Genomic DNA, 22,274 nt, shown 5'->3' with positions numbered 1-22,274 from the left:
CGTCTTTCCGTAACCTGAGAAGTAGCTTCTCGATCATATGGACTGATCGCGCCTGTCGCAATCGGTTACCCGAAGCCTGCTACGGACTTTGGAATGGGACTGCTGGAAGCTTGCCTGAAAAACGATCAATCGACGAAGGCCGGACGGCATTCGGCTGCTCGCAATTCCGGCACCTCGGCCTGGCGCGCGAAGGCAGCGTGGAATTGGATCTGCCTTCGGCATTCCTCGGGCGCACCAACCACAAGCCCGCCGATCACACGGCCACCGGCTGCATTGACAGCGTCATCGCAGAATCCAGCGCCGGGCTCGCGGCGACCGACGAATACAATCATCACCGATTTTGACTGGGAGATCGACATGAGCATCGAGAACATCACGCGCCCATCTACCGGCTTCGATCGCCGGCACCTCGTCCTTGGCCTGTCCGGAGTTGCCGTTGCCGCGGCTGCGCCAGCCGCTGCGGCAAGGCCGCAACGCGATCGCTCCCGCACCGGCTATCCGGTCACGTACCATCGGACCAAGACCATCGACGGGATCAAGATCTTCTACCGCGAAGCCGGGCCGAAGGATGCTCCTGTGGTGCTGCTGCTGCACGGCTTTCCGACCTCCTCCCACATGTTCCGCAACCTGATCCCGGCGCTCGCGGACCGGTACCATGTGATCGCCCCCGATTATCCCGGCTACGGCCAGAGCGACATGCCGCCGCGCGCCTCATTCAAGTATACGTTCGATCGATTCGGCGAGCTCGTCGACGGTCTTCTCGACCAGCTCGGCGTCAAGCGCTACGCGATGTACGTCATGGATTACGGCGCCCCCGTGGGCTGGCGGCTGGCGCTGAAGCATCCCGAACGCGTCAGCGGCCTCATCGTCCAGAACGGCAACGCCTACGATGAAGGACTGAAGGAGTTCTGGAATCCGATCAAGCAATACTGGGCCGACGGGTCAGCGACGAGCCGTCAGGCGCTGATGAAGCTATTGACGCTGGAGACGACCAAATTCCAGTACACCGACGGCATGTCGGACGCGAGCCGGATCTCGCCCGACAACTGGATCCATGACCAGGCGCTGCTGGACCGGCCGGGCAACAACGACGTCCAGCTTGACCTGTTCTACGACTATCGAACCAATCTGCCGCTGTATCCGGCGGTGCAGGCCTACTTCCGCAAGCACAAGCCGCCAACGCTGATCGTCTGGGGCAAGAACGATTTCATCTTCCCTGCCGACGGTGCCCATCCCTACAAGCGCGACCTGCCCCAGGTGGAATTTCATCTGGTCAACTCCGGCCATTTCCTGCTCGAGGACAGGTTCGACGAGGTCACTCCCCTGATACGCGATTTCCTCGCCCGCAAGATTACTTAAAGCGCGATGAGATTTGGATGAATACTCATCGCGCTTTCGGTTGTTGTTTACGCATGATCTTTCCGGAGAACCGCTTCGCACTTTTCCGGATCATGCTTTAGCCTTCGATCGGATTCCGCGAGGTTGCCGCGCAGGCGGCCACCTCGTCAGATTCGATCAGGGAGCAGAGAGTGCTGCGGCGTTTGGCCCGGCTTCACAAAACTGCAATAGGTCATCCGCATAAGGCGTGCGTCCGCCAACAGGAGACGCACATGCGCGCGACTTTTCTCAGCACCGTCGCAACGATCATTCTCACCGCGAGCACCGCGCTCGCCCAGAACGAGGGCGAATTTCCGGCCAAGCTCGCCGGCCACGTGGTGATGCCGGCCGCCACCTTCATCGACGCGCCGGCGGATGCGCCCGCCGATCTCAAGACCTCGGGCAAGTACACCACCGGCAAGCGCGTCGACGCGCTCGGCACCGTCATGGGCAAGTCCTATGAGCGTCCGACCGGCGTGTCGCTGCCGTTCAAGGGCCAGCCGCTGCAGGGCCATTCCGGCATCAAGACCATGCCCGACGGCAGCTTCTGGGTGATCACCGACAACGGCATGGGCGCGCGCGCCAACTCGCCGGATTCGATGCTGTACCTCAACCGTTACAAGATGGACTGGGCGAACGGAAAGATCGAACGCCAGGAGACCATCTTCCTGCACGATCCCGACAAAAAGGTGCCGTTCCGCATCGTGCATGAGGACACCCAGAAACGTTACCTCACCGGCTCGGACTTCGACACCGAGGGCTTCCAGATCATCGGCGACACCTTCTGGATCGGCGACGAGTTCGGCCCCTACATCCTGAAGGCAGACAAGACCGGAAAGATCCTCGGCGTGTTCGAGACGGTTGCCGACGGCAAGCCGGTGCGCTCGCCGGACAACTGGGCCGTCGCGACGCCCGGCGCGCCTGGCGCGACCTACACCAATGTCAACCTCCGCCGCTCCAAGGGCTATGAGGGCTTCGCCTCGTCGAAGGACGGCAAGTTCCTCTACGGCCTGCTCGAGGGGCCGCTGTGGGACGCCGACAAGAAGGACTGGGAGAAGGTCGACGGCAAGGAAGCTTCCCGCATCCTCGAATTCGACGTCGCTGCCGAGAAGTTCACCGGCCGCTACTGGCAATATGTGTTCGAGCAGAACGGCAACGCCATCGGCGACTTCAACATGATCGATCAGGCCTCCGGCCTCATCATCGAGCGCGACAATGGCGAAGGTACGGCCGACAAGGCCTGCCCGCAAGGCCAGCGCGGCGAGAACTGCTTCCCCGACATTGCCAAGTTCAAGCGCGTCTACAAGATCGAGCTCTCCGACGCCAATGTCGGCAAGCCCGTGCGCAAGATCGGCTATATCGACCTGATGAAGATCCAGGATCCCGACAAGAAGGCGAAGAAGCCGCTCAATGACGGCGTCTACACCTTTCCGTTCTTCACCATCGAGAACGTCGATCGCGTCGACGACACCCACATCATCGTCGGTAACGACAACAATTTGCCGTTCTCCTCTAGCCGCGATCCCAACAAGGCCGATGACGACGAGTTCATGCTGCTCGAAGTCGCGGATTTCCTGAAGGCGAAGTAGGGCGACGCTCTCTCCTCTCCCGCTTCGCGCGGGAGAGGAGCCCGGTCACCTCCCGAAGATCACCGGGATGTTGATGGGGACCGTCGCATATGTGATCTCGGGCGGCATTGCCGGAAATGGTTGCGCCTGACGCATCATTGCCGCGGCCTGGGCGTCGAGCGCCGCAACGCCCGAAGACCCGCTGACGCGGCTGGACAGGACCTGGCCGCCGCGGCCGAGCGTGAAGCTCAGCCTGACGACACCTTTCTGACCATTGGCACCTGCCGGATACTGGTGGAAGCGCATCAGGTGCGCGCGGACGCGCTGGTAATAGGTCGCCATCGCGGAAGCGACTGCGCCCGCACTTACGGCGGAGGCGAGCGGGGCCTGGCGTTCCGCACGCGGCGGCGCGCTGGTGCGGGGAGCGGGCGGCGCCTCAGACGGCTTGCGGGCGTCGGGGCGTATCACTCTGGGCTTTACCGGCGCCGACTTCTCCACGGGCTCAACTTTCGCAGGCTCGGGCTTGGGCGGGCTTGGCTCGAACTTCTGCTCCGGCGGCGCAACCACGTCCGGCTTCTCCTGCGGCGGTGTCGGCGGAAGCATCTCCTCGACAGCCTGCTGCTGCATCGGCTCCGGCGGCGAGGCGTCGGCCTGCTCCATCACCGGTCCAGGCGCAATATCGAGCGGCGTCGACTGCGGCGCCGACGTCTCCGGTGTCATGTCGACAAGGATCGCCGGCATGTTGACGCCCGGGTCCGGCACCTGCTTCAGCCAATTCATCGCAAGCAGTGCGGCGGCAAGATGCAGCGCCACGATCACCAAAGCCGATACGCCCCAGCGGGCGGTTTCACGTTCGCCGAGCGGTTCGTGCAAGGCAAAGGCGTTCGCGGCCATCAGCTGCGTCCGTCGAGGCCGACCAGAGCGACCTTGAGATAGCCGGCATTGCGCAAGGTGTTCATCACCTCCATCAGGTCGCCATAGGAGACCGCCTTGTCGGCGCGGAGATAAATGCGCTCGTCCTTGCGGCCCTTGGTGGCGGCCTCAAGCGCCGCGGCGAGACCATCACGAGCCATGGTGTCCTCGCCGACGGCGACGGTGAGGTCCGGCTTCACGGTCACGAAGGTCGGCTTGTCCGGCCGCGGCGCAGGCTCGGCCGCGGTCGCGGGCAGCTCGACGCCGATGTCGACGGTGGCGAGCGGGGCTGCCACCATGAAGATGATCAGCAGCACAAGCATCACGTCGATGAACGGCGTGACGTTGATTTCATGGGTGACGTCGAGATCACCGGGGTCACCGCGCTTGAGCGGCGAACCCGAACGCGCGCCGAGCTTCGCAGCCATGGCCTACTCCGCCGCCCGCGCCAGGCGGAACTCCCTGTGGTCGCGCTGACGGCTGACCAGCAGCATCAGCTGCGCCGAGGCGTCGCCGAGCAGCGCGCGATAATTGGCGATGCCGCGGACGAGATGATTGTAGATCACCACTGCCGGGATCGCGGCAACGAGGCCGAGCGCGGTGGCAAGCAGCGCCTCCGCGATGCCCGGCGCAACCACCGCGAGGCTGGTGGTGTGGCTCTCGGAGATGCCGATGAAGGAATTCATGATGCCCCAGACCGTGCCGAACAGGCCGACGAAGGGGGCGGTGGCGCCGATGGTCGCGAGCACGCCGGTGCCGCGCGCGATCTGCCTGGACATCGCCGCCTCGACCCGCTCCAGCCGCAGCGCCACGCGCTCCTGGAGGCCGTCATCGATGATGCCGCCGGAGAGCTCCGCCTCCTTCGCGCAGGACTGGATGAGCTGGGCGACGGCATCGTGCGCATCTCCAGTCCGCTCCGCCGCCTCAGCCAGCTTCATCCTGCCTTCGAGCGCGCGCGTTCGCTGCACGGCAAGTGCGCTCTTGCGGCGCAGCTCGATGCTCTTGGCGAGCCACACCGTCCACGTCACCAGCGAGGCAACGGCGAGCCCGACCATCACCGTCTTCACGACGATGTCGGCGCCGAGAAACATGCCCCAGGGCGACAGATTGCGCGGCAGCAACGCCTCATCGATCGCGAAGGCCGGCGCCGGCGCGAGCGCCAGCGCAGTTGTTAGGATCATGTGCCGAAGCCTGGACTTGCTTTGCATCCTGATCTCCCGACAGAAAAGAAATACTCTATGCCGCGAACCGATCCGCGAGGCGCCGGAACCGCTCCAGCTGGTCGCTGCGCAGTGCGCGGGTCTCGTCGCGGCCGACGAACACCTTGAACATGATGCCGCCATCGGCATTGATGAAGGCGACAAAGGCCGAGCTCTTGCCCATGAAGGGCCGCTCGACGAAGGCGACTCCTGCGCAGCGCTCATGGCGCAGATGGCCATGCAATCCTTTCGGCTGCATCAGGTTGAAATAGCCGCGACCGATCTCGCCCCCTGGAATCGCGCCCGTGAACTCGAAGATCGCGTCATCCGTGTGCACAATCAGCGTGACCTCGCCCCACGCCGCGATGTCCTGCATGGCCGCGGCGAAATGCTCGCCGCCGCCGATGCGCACCATGGACGGCGGCAGCGCCTCGATCACAGCACGCGGGGTGACCTTGCGCTCGCGCGCGACGTCCTCGATCACCGCGCCGGGATTGTCGGCCATATGCGCTCTGAGATCGGCGAGATCCTTGCTCAGCATGTCCTGGTCCTCCGCTGGCCGCGATCTAGGCAGCGGCGTTCGTCTTGCGCTCGGTCATGATGACCTCGAAGCCTTCGAACTTGGGATGGCCGAGATAGAGGCTTTCGCCGGTCTTGTTGTCGGCACGTGCATGCGCCCGGCGGAATTCCTCCGAACGCGTCCAGGCCTCGAAGGCTGCCTTGTCGACCCACACCGTGTGCGAGGAATACAGCGTGTGGTCCTCGGCGACCGGTCCCTTGAGCAGATGGAATTCGACGAAGCCGGCCATGCTGCCGAGATAGGACTCGCGGGTCCGCCAGACGGTCTCGAACGCCGCTTCCGAGCCGAGCTTCACCTCGAAACGATTCATGGCGATGAACATAGAGGTCTCTCCTTGTTATCAAGATAAAAGCGTTATCAAGACGAAAACGCGCCGAAGCCGCGCTGGAGCATCAGCGCGGCCCGGCGGAAGTTTTTGGTGTTGCGGCGCCTTCCGGCTTACGCACCTCCGAAGTGGATCTTCATGCCGGCCTTGTAGACCCGGCCCGGTCCCGGGCTCGTCCACAGCACGTCGTTCTGCGACGTGCCGTCGGTCGAGCTGCCGGGAATGGCGTAAGGCCGGTAGTACTGGTTCAGGAGGTTGTCGATCGAAGCCGTGAACACGATGTCCCTGGTCGCGTTGTAGGTCAGGTACAGGTTGATCAGGTCGTACCCGGTCGACGGGATATAGTTTGCGGGCACGTCGTTGTTCGGACCGTACGAGGCCCACTGCGCCGACAGGATCAGGGTGCGATCGAGCAGGCGGACACCGCCGGTCGTGACGACCTTGGTCGGGGTGATGGTCGCGAGCCCGATATTGGTCTGAACATTCTTGCCCTTGATGTAGTGACCGGCGACGCCGATGAACCAGTCGCCGGCATCGTACATCGTCTCCGCCTCGAAGCCCTCGATGCGGGCCTGCGCGATGTTCTGGTACTGGTAGTACTGGCTGAACGAGCCGAACGGCGGCACCGGGACCGGCGCCGAGGCGACGAGGTCGATGTAGTCGGAGACGTCGTTGCGGAACAGATTGATCTTGCCGCGGAACGAGTCGTTTGCGCTGAAGATGTTGTCGTACTTCAGGTTGATGCCGACTTCCTTGTTCTTGCCGACCTCGGGACGCAGGTTCGGGTTGGGCAGGAAGCAGAATAGGCCTGTCGTGCCGTCCGGACAGGGGAAGAAGGCCGGACTGCCGCCGGTGGCATGCGCGCCGGAGATCACGGTTTCGGTAATCGACGGTGCGCGATAGCCTTCAGCATAGCTGACATAGGGCTGGAAACCCGGGATCGGCGTCACGCCGAGAGTGATCTTCGGCGAGAAGCGGTCGCCGCCGGCGCTGGTCTTGCCGGAATCGAGGTCGTAGCGATCATAGCGGATCGCGCTGACCGCCTCGAACCAGGTGCTGTAATTCTGCTTCAACTGAACGAAGCCGCCGGAAACAGTGCGGATACCGCTCGGCGTGGTGATGTTGGAGTTGCCGCGGCTGTCGGTCGTGATCACGTCGTCCTGGAAGGCGTCGACGCCCCAGGTGACGGCGTTGCGCCAGTCGCCGACGTTGAAGCGCGTGGTGTTGTTGACGTCGACGCCGTAGGTATTGAGGACATAGCCGCGCTTGTCGCCGACGCAGCCGGAGATGTTGTTGCCGAAATTGCCGGTGCCGCAATAGGCCGCGCCCGCGGTCGAATAGTGATAGGTCTTGGTCTGATCGTTGTCGACGCGATTGCCGTAGACCGACATGCGCCAGTCGAACAGATTGTCGCTCGGCAGCGCATAATTCCAGGTGATGGTGCCGGTGTAGTTCTTCGCGTCGGAGGCATAGACCGACGAGCCCTGATAAAGCGCGCGCTGTGCCGCGGTTGCCACCGGACCGCGATTGAGCTGGCCGATATCGTATTGATAGTCCTGGAACACCGCGCCGAACTTGACCTCGTGACCGAGGGCCGGCCGCACCGTGAGCTTCATCAGGCCGGCCTCGACCTGATTTCCGGTGTTGCCGATCTCGGTGCCGTTGCCGTCCTTGTAATTGCCTTGCGTGCGGTAGACCGCGCCGCCGAAGATATCGACGTCGGGCGTCGCGCGCACGCCGCCGAAGACCGAGCCGAGGCCGCGATTGTTGTTGGAGCCGTAGGAGCCGGAGAGATCGACGCCCCAGCGCTCGCCGGGACGCAGCACGTCGTTGATATCCTTGGTGCGGAACGAGACGAGGCCGCCGATCGCACCCGAGCCGTAGATGTTGGCGGTCGGGCCGCGCACGACGTCGACGCCGCCGATCAATTCAGGATCGAGGAAGAACGAGCCGTTGGCATTGTGGCCGGTGCGCTGGTAGTTCTGCCGCGCGCCGTCGACGACGACAGCGACGCGGCCGAAATCCTGCAAGCCGCGGATGTTGATGACGGTCGCGGGATCGTCGCCGCGCTCCTGGAACGACACGCCGGGAATGGCGTAGAAGATATCCGACAGCCGGTTCGGCTGGAGTCCCTGGATCTTGTCGAGCGTCACGGTGCTGACGGGCGCGAGCGAGTCGATCGCACGCTCCTCGACCTTCGTTGCCGCAACCGTAATCGCGTCGAGCGTCTGAACGGGCGCAGCGCCACCGGTCTGCGCGCGGGCGTTCAGGGTTTCAGGCGTTGCCTGCTGGGCGACTTGCGGCTTGGCCTGCTTGCGCTTGGCCTGCTTCGGTGACGCGTTTTCGGCCTGCGACGATGCGGTCTGCGCAAAGCCGCTTGCCGGCATCACTGCCGCAATAGAAACCACCGACGCGCCCAAAATCAGGGCGCGCGAATACCTAGCCCCGTCAGCCATATAAGCCCCAGCCTGCACTTCACTTCAGTTTTGTTGTCGTCTGGCTGGCGTGCGCCGCACGACGCGGCGACTGGCTGGCTGAATGTCTCAATGCGCGGACATGCCGTCCGCTGCCATATTTGGTTACGTGTCAACACTCTGACGGTCAATGACCGCAGGTTGCAGTTTATATCAATTGTAAATTGCCGCCGTTGGAATGCGCCTGATGGCGCCTATACAAGCAGGGGGCATCTGAATTTACGAAAGCGCATCACACCCAATATGTCGGCAACATCAGGAGATAACGGCAGCGATGCGGCAGGGCCGACACAAACCCCTTCTGCAACAACGAGAACTCTCACCATGCGGGGAAGCCGGATCGACAGCCGCGAGCTGTTCGCGCATGAGCGCGAGATCATCATCGCACATGGCGAGGACAGCTATCGGCTTCGCCTGACCTCGCAGAACAAGCTGATCCTGACGAAGTAACCTGTAATGACATTTTGTCGCACCCTTGCAAACCTCGTGCTCACTGGCACCCTCGCGCTTGCATCCAGCGCGCATGCCGCCGGCATCACGGTGCATGACGCGCGCAATCGCGACGTCACTGTTGCCGACTTTGCCCGCACGGTCTCGATCGGCGGTGCCATCACCGAGATCCTCTACGCGCTCGGGCTGGAAAGCCGGCTGGTCGGCGTCGACACCACGAGCCTTTATCCGGCGGCGGCGCTGCACGACAAACCCAATGTCGGCTACATGCGCCAGATCTCGGCCGAGGGCGTGCTCGGCCTCAACCCCACGCTGATCCTGGCGATCCAAGGATCGGGCCCGCGCGAGACCATGGACATCCTGGAGACGGCGAAGGTGCCGCTGGTGCTGGTGCCCGAAGCCTTCTCCGAGGAAGGGCTGATCGAGAAGATCAAGCTGGTCGGCCACGCCATGGGCGTCGACGCGCGCGCCGAATGCCTCAGCGCCGCAGTCGGCGCCGATCTCGCCCAGCTCCGCGCCCTGCGCGCCAAGGTGACGAAGCCGGTGCGCGTGATGTTCGTGATGTCGCTCCAGAACGGCCGTGCCATGGTCGCCGGCCACAAGACCGCGGCCGACGAGATCATCCAGCTCGCGGGCGCCGCCAATGCGGTCGACGATTACGACGGCTACAAGATCATCGGCGACGAGGCGATCGTGGCCGCAAAGCCGGACGTCGTGCTGTCGATCGAGCGCGGCAAGGATTCGCTGCAGGCCGATGCAGTCTATGCGCATCCCGGCTTTGCGCTGACGCCTGTCGCGGCCAAGAAAAGCTTCATCACGATGGACGGGCTCTATCTGCTCGGCTTCGGGCCACGCACGGCCGCGGCGGCGCGCGATCTCTCGGTCAAGCTCTATCCGGCCTTGGCCGATGGCGGCGCATTCACGTCGGCTCTGTCGGCGGCGAATTGCCGGCAATGAGCGTGGCGGTCGGGACCGAGGCACGGAACCTGCGACGACATGCAGGACGACGGTCCGCATCGCTCGCGCTCCCTCTTCTGCTTGCGGTGCTGTTCGCCACCGCCATCGTCGCCCTGACGGTCGGTGCAGCCGGCATTCCCCTCTCGCGGCTGCCTGCTGCGCTCGGCTTTGTCGGCAGCACACCCGCCGCCGACGCCATGACGGCGCGCGACCAACTGGTGCTGTGGTCGATCCGTATCCCCCGCATCGTCGCGACCGCGATGGTCGGCGGGCTGCTGGCGGCGGCGGGCGCGATCATGCAGGGGCTGTTTCGCAATCCGCTCGCCGATCCTGCCCTCGTCGGCGTCTCCAGCGGCGGGGCGCTCGCGGCCGCGGGCGCGATCGTCTTCACGGATTCACGCTTCGGCGAGGCGCTGCGTTTCCTCCAGACCGAGCTGTTGCCGCTCGCGGCCTTCGCGGGATCGCTGGCGACCACTGCAATCCTCTACGGCATCTCCAGCCGTTCGGGGCGGACCTCGATCGCGATCTTCCTGCTTGCCGGCGTCGCCATCACCGCGATCGCCAACGCGGGCATCGGGCTCTTGGTGTTCATCGCGGACGACCGCCAGCTGCGCGACATCACGTTCTGGCTGCTGGGCTCGATGAGCGGCGCAACCTGGACCAAGGCCGCCGTGCTCGCGCCGGTCCTCGTCATCGGACTCGCAGCTTGCGCCTTCATCGCCCGCGGTCTCGATCTGCTGGTGCTTGGCGAGGCTGACGCATTTCACGGCGGGGTCGATGTCGAGCGCCTCAAGCGAATCTCGATCGTCATGGTGTCCGCCATGACCGGCGTCGCGGTGTCGATCAGCGGCGTGATCGGCTTCGTCGGCATCGTCGTGCCGCATCTCCTGCGCCTCGTCATTGGACCGGCGCATCGGCTGCTGTTGCCCGCTTCGGTGCTGCTCGGCGCCATCCTGATGGTCGGCGCCGACACGCTGGCGCGCACCATCGTGGCGCCCGCGGAGATGCCGATCGGCATTTTGACCGCCGCCGTCGGCGCGCCGGTCTTCCTCGGCATCCTGCTGCGGCAGCGCGGGCTGGCCGCGCTATGAGCGCCGTGATCGAGGCGCGCGGCCTGGTCAAACGCGCCGACCGCGCCACGCTGCTCGACGGCGTCGGCCTGACCGTCGCCGCCGGCGAGATGGTCGCCATCATCGGCCCGAACGGTGCCGGCAAGTCGACACTGCTGCGGCTGCTGTCCGGCGATCTCCGCCCGAGCCAGGGCGAGGTGCGGCTGAAGCAGCGCGACATCGGCAGCTTCACGCCCCGCGAGCTTGCCGCGCGCCGCGCCATGCTGTCCCAGCACATCAACGTCACCTTCCCCTTCACGGTCGAGGAGATCGTGCTGATGGGCGCGGGCGAGCGCAGCCCGCGTGACGCCGCTCCACTCGTCGACGCCGCGCTGGACGAGGTGGGCCTAGCGCATTTCCGCGAGCGGCAATTGCCGACGCTGTCGGGCGGCGAGCAGCAGCGCGCCCATTTCGCCCGCGTGCTGGTGCAGCTCGCCTGTGGCGAGGCCGAACTTGGACCGGGACTTCTGTTGCTGGACGAGCCCACCTCGAGCCTCGATCTGCGCCACCAGATCGACCTCGTCGAAGCGGCGCGCCGCCGCGCTGGCAGCGGCACCGCCGTGATCGCGATCCTGCACGACCTCAACCTCGCGATCCGCTTCGCCGACCGGCTGGTCGTGCTGAGCGGCGGCAGGCTTGTCGCCGACGGCCCGCGCACCGAGGTCGTCACGCGCGAGAGGATTCGCGATATTTTCGAGATCGACGCCGTCGTCCACCAGGCCGACGGCGTGCCGTATGTGCTGCCGCAGCCGATGCGGGCGGCGCCGCCTGCGGCCGGAAGCTAGCCCGCCGGCACGATCACCATGCTCTTGTCCTTCGGCCAGCGGATGCGCCAGGCGAAGTTGATGTCACGGACTTCGCCGGGCTTGGCGTCGAACGACCATTCCAGCACGCCGCGCTTGTCGCGAATGTTGCTCGCGGTCGGCGCCGTGGTCGACGGCAGCATCTCGACGACGATGTCCTCGTTCTCGCTGACCGGCAGCTGGTCCTCGATCGCGACCTTGATCGGGAAGTCGTGGCCGTTGCGGATCGTGGTCTTGAACGAACGCTCGTCGGTCTTCGACGTCGTCACCAAGAGGCCCGCCGAGCCTTCGTTGCGCTTGAGCACGGCGCGCTCGATCTTGATCTTGTCGTCGGCGCCGAAGCCGAGTCGCACGATGTCGTCCTTGGCCGAGGCAGAGATCTTGCCGCGGCCGACGAAGACGCCGTCGCGATAGATCGCGACCTTGCCCGGCAGCAGGGTCGCCTCGTCGGTCTGCTTGAAGCTGGCTTCGAGGAAGGCGGTGGGATCCATGACCGGTGCCGCGCGCACCGCGAGATCGGCGGGCACGGTCATCGATGCGATGCGCAGGCTCTTGGCGCCCTCGGCGGCGCCGAGGCTGACGCGGCCGGGAATCTTGAAGGTGGCCTGGAAGTCGCCGATCTCGGCAACGGCCTGCTGCTCGTCGGCGCGCTCGCGCAGCTCACCCGCCTCGGCGACTTTTGCCGAAAGATGGGGTTGCATCTGACGTGCGACTGGGGCGGGCCGCGCCAGATCCGAGGCCGTACCGAGCGCCAGCGGCTTCGGCACCTGCGGATATTGCGCGACCAGCGAACCCAGCTCCGGCGCGCTGCCGCCCCGGCTGATGCGGACCGTGGAGACGCCGAGCGTAACGTTCGACCAGTCCTCGCCGGTCGACTGCGTGATCTCGGCGCGGCGGACCAGCTCCAGCTGCGGCTTGCGGTCCTTGGCGCCGGTATCGAGCCGCGCGTCGTAGAGCGGCAGCCAGCGCGCATTGCGCACATTATAAGTGACCCGCAACGTGGCCTTGGTTGCGGCTGCCGCGGCAACGTCCATGCGGACCTCGAGCTTGCTCGGCGGCTTGGCCTTGCGTTCGACTTCGAGCTCGGCGATCTGGCGGTCGATCTCGCGCAATTTACGCGTCGCGTCGCGGATCGCGGTATCGGCGTTCGCGATTTCCTCGCCAACCGCGGCAAAGGCCGCGCGCCATTCGGCAATCGGCCGCGCCTCGCCCTTCTCGCCGATACCCACGGGGGACGCTTCCGCAAAGTGCTCCGCAAACTTGCGCCGTGCATTGGCCGAGTCGATCGCGCCCTGCAGGTCGGCGCGCTGGTCGTTCAGGGCCTCGATGCGCTTTTCCAGCTCGGGCAAATTGACCGGCGCAGCGCGCGGCGGCCGCGCATCGATCGTGCCGATGGTGAGCTTTGCTCCGCCCTGACCTTCCACCCGGATGGAGGACGTATCGAGGCCGAGCGGAAAGTCCTTGGCGAACAGCGTCGAGTCACCAGACGGCAAATCGACCGTTATGACGCGCGTAACGGTGGCGCCATCGGGGTAAACGGTGACGGTGTCGATCGCCGAACTGGCGCCCAGATCGGCGGCCCATGACGGCGACGCCGCCGCCATGGTCACAAGGACCAGGCTCGTCGTTGCCAAACATCTCGCGGTGATGCGCATAAAATCCCTCCTGCCGGTATCGCCGCGCCGCCAGCCGGACGCGCGATCAAATGCCTCGCCAACTTGGTTGGACGCGGCAGCGAAGGAACTGGTTCGATTGGGGTTTCCGTGGGGCGCCGCTGCGGCGGCACCGTGGCCACGGAACATGTCATCGCCCCGCGGCGGAGGTCGTTAAGCCTGAGCGGCCGAGCCTTGGCCGAAGATGCGGCGCAGCAGATCGGTCACGTTCTTGGCGCCGGCCTTCTTCAGGATGCTGGCGCGGTAGCCTTCGACCGTCCGGGCGCTCAGGTGCATACGCCGGGCGATCTCCTTGTTGGTGAGGCCGACGGCAAGATGCTCGAGCACGTCGCCCTCGCGCTCCGTCAGGGGCTCGCAGCCGGGCAACCAGCGCCGGCTCGAACCGGGCTGCGCGACCTCATCGATGGCGGCATCGATCCGCCCAACGATGTCGTGGGTGCGGAACGGCTTTTCGATGAAGTCGGTCGCGCCGCTCTTGATCGCGTCGACCGCCATGGCGATGCTGCCGTTCGCCGAGGTCACCAGGACCGGCGCCATGCAGTTCTCCTCGCGCAGCCGCTTGAGCACGTCGAGGGCGGAGCGATCCGGCGGCATCTCCAGCAGCACACAGGCCGGCATCCGCGCCTTGGCCTCCGAGAGCAGGGAGGCACCGTCGGCGAAACAGATCACCTCATAGGCGCTCTGTTGGAGCGCGTTTGAAAGTTGTTCGCGGGAGGCGGCGTCAGTGTCGATGACGAATACCTCGCCCTTGGAAAGCGTGTTCCCCGGCATAGTCCCGATCCAGCAATGTCTTGGTCAAATGGCCCGAGACAGCCGGGGGCCCCGTCGCGCCCCGCCGTCATACGCACGACATTCACGCCAGTGCTTCGGTTTCCCTTATGTATGCTCCGCCGTGTTCCCGGATTTGACGGATCGGGACAGAAACTTTACATTTCGGGACATCTGCGGGAATGGCTGGCAGGAACGGTTCGCATGACCGACCTCGTTCGCAGCGCAGGCTTGAGCTACTACCCGGAGGTCGCCCGGTCAGTCGGGCTCGACCCCAGACAGATGATGCGCAAGGTCAGGCTGCCGCTGGCCTGCCTCGACAAGCCCGACACCCCCATCGCCGTCACCGGCCTGCGCCGCCTGCTCGAACTGTCGGCTGAGGCTTCCGGTGCCGAAGATTTTGGCCTGCGCCTCGCCGAGCGCGGCGGCCTGACCAATTTCGGTGCGGTCGGCCTGATCGTGCGCGAACAGGCGACCGTCGGCGAAGCGATCGAGGCGTTCTCGCGTTTCATCCATATCCATCATGACGGCATGCGGCTCGACGTCACGCGCGGCAAGCAGGCCGTGACCATCACGCTGCACCTGCGCGGCCGGCAGCCGCGCGCGCCGCGGCAGTCGATCGACATGGCGCTCGGCAGCGTCCACCGCATCATCCAGTCGCTGTTCGGCAGCGATTGGCGGCCGCAGGAGGTGCATCTGCATTATCCGCCGCCGCATGATCGCAAGCGCTACCGCGACTTCTTCGGATGCCGGGTGACCTTCAATGCGGATGACGATGCGATCCTGCTGTCGGCGCACGACATGGAGCGGCGAATTCCGAGCGCCCATCCCCTCATTGCAAATTATCTGCGCAAGCGGATCGAGGCGATCGAGACGCGGCCGGCAAGCTGGGAGGGGAAGGTCGACGAGGTGGTGCGCATCCTGCTCGCCAGCGGCGATTGCACGGTCGAGCGCGTGGCCGAGCATCTCGCCTGTACCCGCCGCACCATCCACCGCCACCTCGCAGCATCCGGCACCAGCTTCTCGGCCATCCTCGATGCGCAGCGCGCCGATCTCGTGATCCAACTGATCGACGATCCCGACCGGCCCTTGGCCGATATCGCCGCTCAGCTCGGCTTCTCCGCGCAAAGCGCGATGGCCCGCTGGTTCCGCGGCCGCTTCGGCTGCACCATCACCGCATGGCGCAAGGGCGTGCGGCCGCTGGCAAGACCAGTCGAAACCGCTTCGGCGTCGGCCGCCTAAAGCGCGATGAGGATGAATCGTCATCGCGCTTTAGGTTGTTGTTTGCGCATGATCTTTCCGGAAAACCGCTCCGCACTTTTCCGGATCATGCTTTAGGATTCAGCGTGCCGGGGCCGGCACGCCCATGATGGCGAGCGCGCGCCGGGGGCTGCCGGCGAGCAGTGGGCCGAACGCGACGGCAAAGCCGAGGAATGCACCGACCCAGCCGAAGGCAGCGACATGCAGCAGCACGTCGCCATGCGCAGGCACGACCACTGCGCAGACCCGCGCCAGCGCCGCGACGACGATCGCGGCATAGATGGCTTGCGTCGCGGGCGAGGCGGTCAGCGCCTGTCCGGTGTGGCCAAGGCTTGCGCGCGTCATCACCGCGAGCGTCATGGTTCCGGCCGCGCCCGCCATCCAGGCATGAATGCCGGCGCTCGGCGGCAGTTCGCCGAAGGCGGCGAGGGCATTCAGGATGAAGCCGAGCGGCATGAAGACGTAACCGACATGCAGGATCAGCAGCAGCCGCTCGCGTGTGGTGCGATCGCCGGCCCAACGGGCGAGCCGAACCAGATGCAGCACGCCGACCACCACCATCACGACACCGGTAATCATGTTCAGCGGCGCCACGATCCACGCGATCAGCGCCAATGCGCTCGATCCGATCACCGCGCCGTCGAAACGTCCGAACGGCACCGGCAGGCGTCCGGGATTGAACTTGACCAGCCAGTTGCGGGTGAAGCTCGGAATGATGCGGCCGCCGATCAGCGCGATCAGCAGCATCACCACACTGATGCCGACGCGGATGCTGACATCGGCCGCGCCTTCGACATGCGCTTCGAGATGAAAGCCGACATTGCCGGCGAGCAGCATGAGCACTAGCACCACCACCGGCAGGTTGCGCCAGTTTCCGCCCGCGATGATCTCGCGCGTCGCAGCCGCAACGACAAGCGCCAGGAAGGCGGCATCGACGACAAGCGCAAAGCTCCAGCCGATCTCCGCAGACAAGGTCACCGCGGCGCGACCGGCGAGCCAGACCACCAGCAGCGCGCCGAGCGACGTGCCCTGGATCGGCAGCCGCCCGGTCCAGTTCGGGATCGCCGTGAACAGGAACCCGGTAATCACTGCCGGCAGGAAGCCATAGAGCATCTCGTGGACGTGCCAGTCGCGCGGCGCGAAGGCTGACGTCACCGACAATTCACCGTAGAACATCGGCAGCCAGGCCAGGATCGACAGCCCGGCCTGGATGGCGGCGAGCAGAAAAAAGGGCCGAAAACTGTTCGCGAACAGCGGCCAGCCCGCAAAATTGCGGGATCGGGCGCCAGCCATGGGGCAACTCCTGTCAATTCAGACCGTTGCCCAGAAAAATACTGCCGCCCCGGGCGGCCGGTTTTGCGCTATCGCAAATTGCAGGACGATTGCAGGTGCCATCACACTCCGGAGCGCCAAGGAGGCAGTATGGCCAAGGTCGACACATCGCTGGTTGTGCATTTGCCGCTGTTTGCCGGGGTCGCACCGGAAGCCCTGGACGAGATCCTGCGCGAGGCCCGTTCGGCGCGCTACCCGAAGAACACCGCCATCTTCGAGCAGGGCGCGGACGCGCAGTCGTTCTTCCTGCTGCTGCACGGCCATGTCCGCGCGGCCAAGACCACACCGACGGGCGAGCAGATCGTGGTGCGCTATGTCGCGCCCGGCGAGACCTTCGGGCTCGCGATGGCGATCGGAGCCGCACGCTATCCGGCCACGGCGATGTCTGTCGACGACAGTGTGGTGCTGATCTGGCCGAATTCGGCCTGGCCGCGGCTGGTCGAGCGGTTTCCGGCGCTCGCCGCCAACACGCTGCAGACCGTCGGCACGCGGCTGCAGGAGAGCCACACCCGCATCCTGGAAATGTCGACGCAGCAGGTCGAGCAGCGCATCGCCCATGCGCTGCTGCGCCTCGCCAAACAGTCCGGCAAGAAGCTCGACCAGGGCATCGAGATCGACTTCCCGATCAGCCGCCAGGACATCGCGCAGATGACCGGCACCACCCTGCACACCGTGAGCCGTATCCTGAGCGGCTGGGAGAGCCAGGGCCTCGTCGAGAGCGGCCGTCAGCGCATCATCCTACGCGAGCCGCACAAGATCGTCGTGCTGGCGGAACGGACTCCCGACAGCGGCGCGGCGTGAGCGCCGCTCCGCTGTCTCAAGATAGGGGTGAGGGCGCTTCCGCTTGCGGCAGAAGCTCAACCCTCACCCGGGAATCCGCACGCGCCCGCGCGAACTCCAGATCGTCTCACGCCGGCACGCAGTCGCAGAGCGCAGCGAGGAATTTGTCGCGGTCGATGCCGTGCTCGCGGCAGGCGTCTTCCACCGTGTGGAACGTTGCGATCGGGCAGCCGACGCAGGCCAGCCTGAAAGCAAGAAACACGCGGATCGTGTGCGGCGCCGTGCGCATGATGTCATCGACCAGATCGTCGGATCCAAAAGGCATGGACAACTCCGTTCCGAGACGACGATAGCGGAGCGGAGTTGAGTTTCTTTGCTGGAGCGCAAGCTGGGCTGTCATTCCGGGGCGCGCGTAGCGCGAGCCCGGAATCCATCACGCAGCAGATGACGTGGAGGAATGGATTCCGGGTTCGCGCCAAGAGGCGCGCCCCGGAATGACGCGGCTACACCGCCCTGCTGTGCAACTGCTTTCTCGGATCCAGATGCGCGTCGAACGCGGCGGCGACGCTGCGGACCAGGAAGCGCGAGTCGTTCGCGACAGCGAGTCGGTCGCCGTCCAGCCTCACGACGCCGTCCGAGATCAGCGGCTTCAGACGCGACGCCGATTTGAGCATCGCGCCAGCCTCGGCACCATGGCGCGCACAGATGTCGCCGAGATCGGCGCTGAACTCACACATGATGCGCTCGATGATGTCGGCGCGCAGCCGGTCGTCGTCGGTGAGGCCATAGCCCTTGGCAGTGGCCAGCCGGCCGCTGGTGATGCTTTGCGCATAGGCGCCGATCTGCACCTCGTTCTGGACATAGCCTTGCGGCAAGTGCCCGATCGCGCTCGCGCCGAAGCCGAGCAGGACTTCGCCCCTGTCGGTGGTATAGCCCTGGAAATTGCGGCGCAGCGTGCGCTCCTCGAAAGCCACGGCCATGGCATCGTCGGGTCGGGCAAAATGATCGAGCCCGATCTGCACGTAACCCGCCTCCTTCAGCGCATTGGCGATCGCGCAAGCCTGGTCGTGACGCGCAAGGCCGTCAGGCAGCACCGCCTCGTTGATCATGCGCTGGTGCTTCTTGAATGCCGGCACGTGCGCATAGCCGAACACCGAGAAGCGGTCGGGTGCGAGCTCGAGCGCGCGCCGCACCGTGTCCAGGCAGGAGGCGACGGTCTGATGCGGCAGCCCGTAGATCAGGTCGAAATTGATTCCCGCGATACCCGCACTCCGGAGCATCTCGACGACGGATGCCGTCTGTTCAAAGCTCTGCACGCGGTTGATGGCGCGCTGCACGACGGGGTCGAAACTCTGCACCCCCAGGCTGGCGCGGTTGACGCCGGAGAGCCGCATGGCCTCGACCATGTCGGCGGTCAGCGTTCTCGGGTCGATCTCGACCGCGATCTCGGCCGACGGCAGCACGAAGAACGACTGGCGCATCGCCGCCATCAACTCGGCAAAAGCCTCCGGCGCCATGATCGTCGGCGTGCCGCCGCCGAAATGGATGTGCTCGACCTTGATGCGGCGGCCGATCGTTTCGGCGACCTGCGCGATCTCGCTGCGCAGCGTCCGCTGGTAGGCCGCGATCAGCTCGTCGCGACGCACGATCTGGGTATGGCAGCCGCAATACCAGCACATCTCGCGGCAGAACGGCACGTGCAGATAGAGCGACGCGCTGGTGCCGGCGGGAAGCTCCGACAGCCACCGGGCGTAGGTATCGGCGCCGATCGCCGGCGAGAAGTGCGGCGCGGTCGGATAGCTCGTATAGCGCGGCAATCTCTCTTCGCCGTAGCTTGCTGCGAGATCAGTCCTCATGTCTTACCCATTCGTAAATTCCGACCGCGATCAATCGCGGCAAGCCTCGGATAATGCTCAATTTACCCGCTTTCGGCGCGATCACATTGCGCTCGCTCAAAGTTCGGGCGCCGGATCGGGGCCATGGTGACGCTTAATCATTGCCCTCTGGGAGATAGGCCATGGCGTCGTTTGCGCTCGATCTCGTTCTCTGGCTCACCGGCATTCGCGGCCATATCCCGCGCCTCGACGACTTCCGTCCTGTCCCTGTTGCGCCCGCGACCGGTGCCGGCCACCTCGCACGAATCCTGGCCCTCATGGCTGCCGTCTTCGCCGCGCTGTCGCTCGCGGTCTGGGGCACGGTCTGGATGGCGATACACCTGCTCTGATCGGGTGCATCCATGCGCTCGCGACCAAATGCAGCTGAACATGCGAACGAGTTGCCGTTGGCGCGGTTGACGCTGCGCGACATCGTATCCCTCGCATGATCGATGCGGCCTTCCACGCATCTCTTAAAGGAATTGACCGGAGGCGAATCCGGCAGAAGCTTGTCGCAGCGCAAACACTCTTGCCGCAACAGGCGCACACTGCATCCGTCATCAAGACCATTTCAGATGAAGGATGCTTCCAATGTTCACCCGCAGAGCCGCATTGATCAGCGCCGCCGCGACCGCCCTGATGCTGGCGACACCCGCCCTGGCCGCCGATGATCTCAAACTGCCGCGTCAAAAGGTAGAGCTGGTCGCTCCGCCGTTCGTGCATGCGCACGAGCAGGCGACCAAGCAGGGCCCCAAGATCATCGAGTTCAAGCTCACGATCGAGGAGAAGAAGGTCGTCATCGACGAGAAGGGCACCACCTTCCAGGCCATGACCTTCAACGGCTCGATGCCGGGCCCGCTGATGGTCGTGCATGAGGGTGACTACGTCGAGACGACGCTGGTCAATCCCGCGACCAACACCATGCCGCACAACATCGATTTCCATTCCGCGACCGGTGCGCTCGGCGGCGGCGCGCTCACCCTGATCAATCCCGGCGAACAGGTCGTGCTGCGCTGGAAGGCAACCAAGACCGGCGTGTTCGTCTATCACTGCGCGCCGGGCGGCCCGATGATCCCCTGGCACGTCGTCTCCGGCATGAACGGTGCCGTGATGGTGCTGCCGCGTGAGGGACTGAACGACGGCAAGGGCCACGCGCTGAAGTACGACAAGGTCTACTATATCGGCGAGCAGGACATGTACGTGCCGCGCGACGAGAAGGGCAATTTCAAGTCCTACGACTCGCCGGGCGAGGCCTTCACCGAGACCGAAGAGGTGATGAAGAAGCTGACGCCGACCCACGTCGTGTTCAACGGCAAGGTGGGCGCACTCACCGGCAAGAACGCGCTGACCGCCAATGTCGGCGAGAACGTGCTGATCGTGCACTCGCAGGCCAATCGCGACAGCCGTCCGCACCTGATCGGCGGCCATGGCGACTATGTCTGGGAGACCGGCAAGTTCGACAATGCGCCTGAAGTCGGGCTCGAGACATGGTTCATCCGCGGCGGTTCGGCGGGAGCTGCGCTGTACAAATTCCAGCAGCCCGGCATCTACGCCTATGTCACGCATAACCTGATCGAGGCCGCCGATCTCGGCGCCACCGCGCACTTCAAGGTCGAAGGCAAGTGGAACGACGATCTGATGATGCAGGTGAAGGCGCCTGCGGAAATCCCGGCCGCCACCAACTAGACGCGACAAGGGGCCGGTGATCACCGGCCCCTTCTTCTTTTCGGGGGACGACCATGCTGATCGCATTCAAGCTGAAACTGCTGCTCGCCTGCGCCGCCGGCCTCGCAGGGCCGATCGCGATGGCGCCCCTGGTCTCGGACATGAGGGTTCACGGCACGGCGGCGGAGCCCGCGATCGTCAGGATCGCGCCGGGTAATTTCTCCTATCGCGAGGCCGGCGACTTCACGCGTGGCGGGCAGCAGGCGGAAGCGCCGCTGCGCGCGATTCGCTTCACAAGGCCGCTGCACATCATGCGGAATCAGGTCTCGTCATCCGACTATCAGATCTGCGTGCAGGACGGCGCCTGCCGCGCGCTCGATCGCGGCGTGGCGGTCGCCATCGATCGTCCCGCGGTGCAGGTGAACTGGCACGACGCCGAAGCCTATGCCGGCTGGCTCTCGCGCAAGACCGGCCAGCACTACCGACTGCCCAGCGACGAGGAATGGGCGTTTGCAGCGGGCTCCAGATTCAAGGACGATGCCGCGCCGGTGGACCAGGACGATCCTTCCAAGCGCTGGATCAGCCGCTATGAGCGTGAGTCCGAGCGCGACCCCTTCGACACCGCAGCCCATCCGTTCGGCAAGTTCGGCGCGAACGAGCACGGCATTGAAGATCTCGCCGGCAATGTCTGGGAATGGACCTCGACCTGCTTCGTGCGCTCGAGGGTCGACGAGGCCGGCAATGCCGGCCGGCCGACCGTGAATTGCGGCGTGCGCATCGCGGAAGGCGCGCACCGCGCCTATGTTACCGACTTCATCCGCGACGCCCGCGCCGGCGGCTGCGCGCAAGGCGTGCCCCCCGCAAATCTCGGCTTCCGCCTGGTGCGGGAGGAGCGAACGTGGATGGCGAACGTGTCGGCGCGGTGGGGCAAGGTGCGGGCCGCGCGGTCGTGATCGCGTAGCCCGGGTGAGCGAAGCGACACCCGGGAAAATAGACCCGCATGTCGCTTCGCTCATGCGGGCTACTCGCCGACTTTGCGGGCACAGCCGCCGTAGATTCCATGGGGCGGTGAGCGTGGCCTTTCCGATAGGTTTGGGTTTCCACACTCGAACCCACGGAGAGCCAGATGCAAGCATCGACTGTAGGCACGCCCACCGCCGGCCATAAT

23 protein-coding genes are annotated in these 22,274 nt (G+C 65.2%); 12 read left to right on the top strand and 11 right to left on the bottom strand.

From position 1 onward, the window contains the following. Nucleotides 1-110 precede the first annotated feature (110 nt). The 3 genes from JQ592_RS34430 to JQ592_RS34420 all read left to right on the top strand — a co-directional run bounded on the left by JQ592_RS34430 (nucleotide 111) and on the right by JQ592_RS34420 (nucleotide 2,966). Nucleotides 111-344 carry a hypothetical protein gene (locus JQ592_RS34430; protein WP_211407151.1) on the top strand — a complete coding sequence of 78 codons (234 nt, stop codon included), beginning with the start codon at nucleotides 111-113 and terminating at the stop codon, nucleotides 342-344. Nucleotides 345-357: 13 nt separating this feature from the next. Next, entirely contained in the window at nucleotides 358-1,359 is a 1,002-nt protein-coding gene (locus JQ592_RS34425; protein WP_211407150.1) for an alpha/beta fold hydrolase, read from the top strand. Nucleotides 1,360-1,610: 251 nt separating this feature from the next. Next, nucleotides 1,611-2,966, top strand: a complete 1,356-nt coding sequence (locus tag JQ592_RS34420; RefSeq protein ID WP_211407149.1) for an esterase-like activity of phytase family protein — start codon at nucleotides 1,611-1,613, stop codon at nucleotides 2,964-2,966. Nucleotides 2,967-3,011: 45 nt separating this feature from the next. Here JQ592_RS34420 and JQ592_RS34415 read toward each other — a convergent pair whose 3' ends face one another. The 6 genes from JQ592_RS34415 to JQ592_RS34390 form a co-directional block, all read right to left on the bottom strand. Then, nucleotides 3,012-3,839, bottom strand: a complete 828-nt coding sequence (locus tag JQ592_RS34415; RefSeq protein ID WP_211407148.1) for a TonB family protein — start codon at nucleotides 3,837-3,839, stop codon at nucleotides 3,012-3,014. Further along, nucleotides 3,839-4,285, bottom strand: coding sequence for a TonB system transport protein ExbD (gene exbD, locus JQ592_RS34410; protein ID WP_211407147.1), 447 nt, complete (start codon nucleotides 4,283-4,285; stop codon nucleotides 3,839-3,841). Before exbD ends, JQ592_RS34415 begins: the two co-directional genes overlap by 1 nt. Before the next feature lie 3 nt (nucleotides 4,286-4,288). Next, nucleotides 4,289-5,065 carry a tonB-system energizer ExbB gene (gene exbB, locus JQ592_RS34405; protein ID WP_211407146.1) on the bottom strand — a complete coding sequence of 259 codons (777 nt, stop codon included), beginning with the start codon at nucleotides 5,063-5,065 and terminating at the stop codon, nucleotides 4,289-4,291. A 28-nt stretch (nucleotides 5,066-5,093) separates the two neighbouring features. Beyond that, nucleotides 5,094-5,597 carry a heme utilization cystosolic carrier protein HutX gene (hutX, locus tag JQ592_RS34400; RefSeq protein WP_211407145.1) on the bottom strand — a complete coding sequence of 168 codons (504 nt, stop codon included), beginning with the start codon at nucleotides 5,595-5,597 and terminating at the stop codon, nucleotides 5,094-5,096. Nucleotides 5,598-5,622: 25 nt separating this feature from the next. Next, the gene (locus JQ592_RS34395; protein ID WP_211407144.1) at nucleotides 5,623-5,958 is read right to left on the bottom strand and encodes an antibiotic biosynthesis monooxygenase family protein; all 336 of its coding nucleotides are present in this window, start codon (nucleotides 5,956-5,958) and stop codon (nucleotides 5,623-5,625) included. 116 nt (nucleotides 5,959-6,074) lie between these two features. Then, complete coding sequence (locus JQ592_RS34390; RefSeq protein ID WP_211407143.1) at nucleotides 6,075-8,417, bottom strand: TonB-dependent hemoglobin/transferrin/lactoferrin family receptor; 2,343 nt, start codon at nucleotides 8,415-8,417, stop codon at nucleotides 6,075-6,077. A 261-nt stretch (nucleotides 8,418-8,678) separates the two neighbouring features. Here JQ592_RS34390 and JQ592_RS38490 point away from each other — a divergent pair, with 261 nt between their 5' ends. The 4 genes from JQ592_RS38490 to JQ592_RS34370 are packed head-to-tail and all read left to right on the top strand — an operon-like array spanning nucleotide 8,679 to nucleotide 11,736. Beyond that, complete coding sequence (locus tag JQ592_RS38490; RefSeq protein ID WP_246820918.1) at nucleotides 8,679-8,885, top strand: hemin uptake protein HemP; 207 nt, start codon at nucleotides 8,679-8,681, stop codon at nucleotides 8,883-8,885. A 6-nt stretch (nucleotides 8,886-8,891) separates the two neighbouring features. Continuing rightward, nucleotides 8,892-9,842, top strand: a complete 951-nt coding sequence (locus JQ592_RS34380; protein WP_211407142.1) for a heme/hemin ABC transporter substrate-binding protein — start codon at nucleotides 8,892-8,894, stop codon at nucleotides 9,840-9,842. Continuing rightward, on the top strand, nucleotides 9,839-10,933 hold the full coding sequence (locus JQ592_RS34375; protein ID WP_211407141.1) for a FecCD family ABC transporter permease: 1,095 nt from the start codon (nucleotides 9,839-9,841) through the stop codon (nucleotides 10,931-10,933). The genes JQ592_RS34380 and JQ592_RS34375 overlap by 4 nt, the downstream gene beginning before the upstream one ends. Continuing rightward, nucleotides 10,930-11,736: a heme ABC transporter ATP-binding protein gene (locus JQ592_RS34370; protein ID WP_211407140.1), complete on the top strand. Its 807-nt coding sequence runs from the start codon at nucleotides 10,930-10,932 to the stop codon at nucleotides 11,734-11,736. The genes JQ592_RS34375 and JQ592_RS34370 overlap by 4 nt, the downstream gene beginning before the upstream one ends. Here JQ592_RS34370 and JQ592_RS34365 read toward each other — a convergent pair. Both JQ592_RS34365 and JQ592_RS34360 read right to left on the bottom strand, forming a co-directional pair. Continuing rightward, entirely contained in the window at nucleotides 11,733-13,409 is a 1,677-nt protein-coding gene (locus JQ592_RS34365) for a mucoidy inhibitor MuiA family protein (protein WP_211407139.1), read from the bottom strand. The genes JQ592_RS34370 and JQ592_RS34365 overlap by 4 nt on opposite strands. Before the next feature lie 171 nt (nucleotides 13,410-13,580). Further along, a complete protein-coding gene (locus JQ592_RS34360; protein ID WP_211407138.1) occupies nucleotides 13,581-14,198 on the bottom strand; it encodes a response regulator transcription factor in 618 nt (205 codons plus the stop codon). 201 nt (nucleotides 14,199-14,399) lie between these two features. Between JQ592_RS34360 and JQ592_RS34355 the strand changes: the two genes are divergently transcribed. Then, a complete protein-coding gene (locus JQ592_RS34355) occupies nucleotides 14,400-15,437 on the top strand; it encodes an AraC family transcriptional regulator (RefSeq protein ID WP_211407137.1) in 1,038 nt (345 codons plus the stop codon). A gap of 99 nt (nucleotides 15,438-15,536) precedes the next feature. On the opposite strand, the gene JQ592_RS34350 is transcribed toward JQ592_RS34355, so the two are convergent. After that, on the bottom strand, nucleotides 15,537-16,748 hold the full coding sequence (locus tag JQ592_RS34350; protein WP_211407136.1) for an NnrS family protein: 1,212 nt from the start codon (nucleotides 16,746-16,748) through the stop codon (nucleotides 15,537-15,539). 129 nt (nucleotides 16,749-16,877) lie between these two features. Between JQ592_RS34350 and JQ592_RS34345 the strand changes: the two genes are divergently transcribed. Further along, nucleotides 16,878-17,588, top strand: a complete 711-nt coding sequence (locus JQ592_RS34345; protein ID WP_211407135.1) for a Crp/Fnr family transcriptional regulator — start codon at nucleotides 16,878-16,880, stop codon at nucleotides 17,586-17,588. 106 nt (nucleotides 17,589-17,694) lie between these two features. Here JQ592_RS34345 and JQ592_RS34340 read toward each other — a convergent pair whose 3' ends face one another. Both JQ592_RS34340 and hemN read right to left on the bottom strand, forming a co-directional pair. Then, entirely contained in the window at nucleotides 17,695-17,892 is a 198-nt protein-coding gene (locus tag JQ592_RS34340) for a DUF1858 domain-containing protein (protein ID WP_011089822.1), read from the bottom strand. 178 nt (nucleotides 17,893-18,070) lie between these two features. After that, nucleotides 18,071-19,423, bottom strand: a complete 1,353-nt coding sequence (hemN, locus tag JQ592_RS34335) for an oxygen-independent coproporphyrinogen III oxidase (RefSeq protein ID WP_211407134.1) — start codon at nucleotides 19,421-19,423, stop codon at nucleotides 18,071-18,073. 161 nt (nucleotides 19,424-19,584) lie between these two features. Here hemN and JQ592_RS34330 point away from each other — a divergent pair, with 161 nt between their 5' ends. The 3 genes from JQ592_RS34330 to JQ592_RS34320 all read left to right on the top strand — a co-directional run bounded on the left by JQ592_RS34330 (nucleotide 19,585) and on the right by JQ592_RS34320 (nucleotide 22,059). Then, on the top strand, nucleotides 19,585-19,791 hold the full coding sequence (locus JQ592_RS34330; protein WP_211407133.1) for a hypothetical protein: 207 nt from the start codon (nucleotides 19,585-19,587) through the stop codon (nucleotides 19,789-19,791). 241 nt (nucleotides 19,792-20,032) lie between these two features. Then, nucleotides 20,033-21,127, top strand: coding sequence for a copper-containing nitrite reductase (gene nirK / locus JQ592_RS34325; RefSeq protein WP_211407132.1), 1,095 nt, complete (start codon nucleotides 20,033-20,035; stop codon nucleotides 21,125-21,127). 53 nt (nucleotides 21,128-21,180) lie between these two features. Next, on the top strand, nucleotides 21,181-22,059 hold the full coding sequence (locus JQ592_RS34320) for an SUMF1/EgtB/PvdO family nonheme iron enzyme (RefSeq protein WP_211407131.1): 879 nt from the start codon (nucleotides 21,181-21,183) through the stop codon (nucleotides 22,057-22,059). Nucleotides 22,060-22,274: the final 215 nt, after the last annotated feature.

This window comes from Bradyrhizobium iriomotense (genome assembly GCF_018129405.1).
Taxonomy (GTDB): Bacteria; Pseudomonadota; Alphaproteobacteria; order Rhizobiales; family Xanthobacteraceae; genus Bradyrhizobium; species Bradyrhizobium iriomotense_B.
The sequence above is the reverse complement of the archived record's forward strand: the minus strand, read 5'-3'. Positions and strand labels throughout refer to the sequence as shown.

Excerpts from the sequence above, each read along its gene's own strand:
- JQ592_RS34420 (WP_211407149.1), top strand. The coding sequence starts at position 1,611 with ATGCGCGCGACTTTTCTCAGCACCGTCGCAACGATCATTCTCACCGCG.
- JQ592_RS34355 (WP_211407137.1), top strand. The coding sequence starts at position 14,400 with ATGACCGACCTCGTTCGCAGCGCAGGCTTGAGCTACTACCCGGAGGTC.
- JQ592_RS34415 (WP_211407148.1), bottom strand. The coding sequence starts at position 3,839 with ATGGCCGCGAACGCCTTTGCCTTGCACGAACCGCTCGGCGAACGTGAA.
- hemN (WP_211407134.1), bottom strand. The coding sequence starts at position 19,423 with ATGAGGACTGATCTCGCAGCAAGCTACGGCGAAGAGAGATTGCCGCGC.
- JQ592_RS34380 (WP_211407142.1), top strand. The coding sequence starts at position 8,892 with ATGACATTTTGTCGCACCCTTGCAAACCTCGTGCTCACTGGCACCCTC.
- exbD (WP_211407147.1), bottom strand. The coding sequence starts at position 4,285 with ATGGCTGCGAAGCTCGGCGCGCGTTCGGGTTCGCCGCTCAAGCGCGGT.
- JQ592_RS38490 (WP_246820918.1), top strand. The coding sequence starts at position 8,679 with ATGTCGGCAACATCAGGAGATAACGGCAGCGATGCGGCAGGGCCGACA.
- JQ592_RS34320 (WP_211407131.1), top strand. The coding sequence starts at position 21,181 with ATGCTGATCGCATTCAAGCTGAAACTGCTGCTCGCCTGCGCCGCCGGC.
- JQ592_RS34395 (WP_211407144.1), bottom strand. The coding sequence starts at position 5,958 with ATGTTCATCGCCATGAATCGTTTCGAGGTGAAGCTCGGCTCGGAAGCG.
- JQ592_RS34330 (WP_211407133.1), top strand. The coding sequence starts at position 19,585 with ATGGCGTCGTTTGCGCTCGATCTCGTTCTCTGGCTCACCGGCATTCGC.
- JQ592_RS34350 (WP_211407136.1), bottom strand. The coding sequence starts at position 16,748 with ATGGCTGGCGCCCGATCCCGCAATTTTGCGGGCTGGCCGCTGTTCGCG.
- JQ592_RS34340 (WP_011089822.1), bottom strand. The coding sequence starts at position 17,892 with ATGCCTTTTGGATCCGACGATCTGGTCGATGACATCATGCGCACGGCG.
- exbB (WP_211407146.1), bottom strand. The coding sequence starts at position 5,065 with ATGCAAAGCAAGTCCAGGCTTCGGCACATGATCCTAACAACTGCGCTG.
- JQ592_RS34365 (WP_211407139.1), bottom strand. The coding sequence starts at position 13,409 with ATGCGCATCACCGCGAGATGTTTGGCAACGACGAGCCTGGTCCTTGTG.
- JQ592_RS34345 (WP_211407135.1), top strand. The coding sequence starts at position 16,878 with ATGGCCAAGGTCGACACATCGCTGGTTGTGCATTTGCCGCTGTTTGCC.
- JQ592_RS34375 (WP_211407141.1), top strand. The coding sequence starts at position 9,839 with ATGAGCGTGGCGGTCGGGACCGAGGCACGGAACCTGCGACGACATGCA.
- nirK (WP_211407132.1), top strand. The coding sequence starts at position 20,033 with ATGTTCACCCGCAGAGCCGCATTGATCAGCGCCGCCGCGACCGCCCTG.
- JQ592_RS34370 (WP_211407140.1), top strand. The coding sequence starts at position 10,930 with ATGAGCGCCGTGATCGAGGCGCGCGGCCTGGTCAAACGCGCCGACCGC.
- JQ592_RS34360 (WP_211407138.1), bottom strand. The coding sequence starts at position 14,198 with ATGCCGGGGAACACGCTTTCCAAGGGCGAGGTATTCGTCATCGACACT.
- JQ592_RS34425 (WP_211407150.1), top strand. The coding sequence starts at position 358 with ATGAGCATCGAGAACATCACGCGCCCATCTACCGGCTTCGATCGCCGG.
- hutX (WP_211407145.1), bottom strand. The coding sequence starts at position 5,597 with ATGCTGAGCAAGGATCTCGCCGATCTCAGAGCGCATATGGCCGACAAT.
- JQ592_RS34390 (WP_211407143.1), bottom strand. The coding sequence starts at position 8,417 with ATGGCTGACGGGGCTAGGTATTCGCGCGCCCTGATTTTGGGCGCGTCG.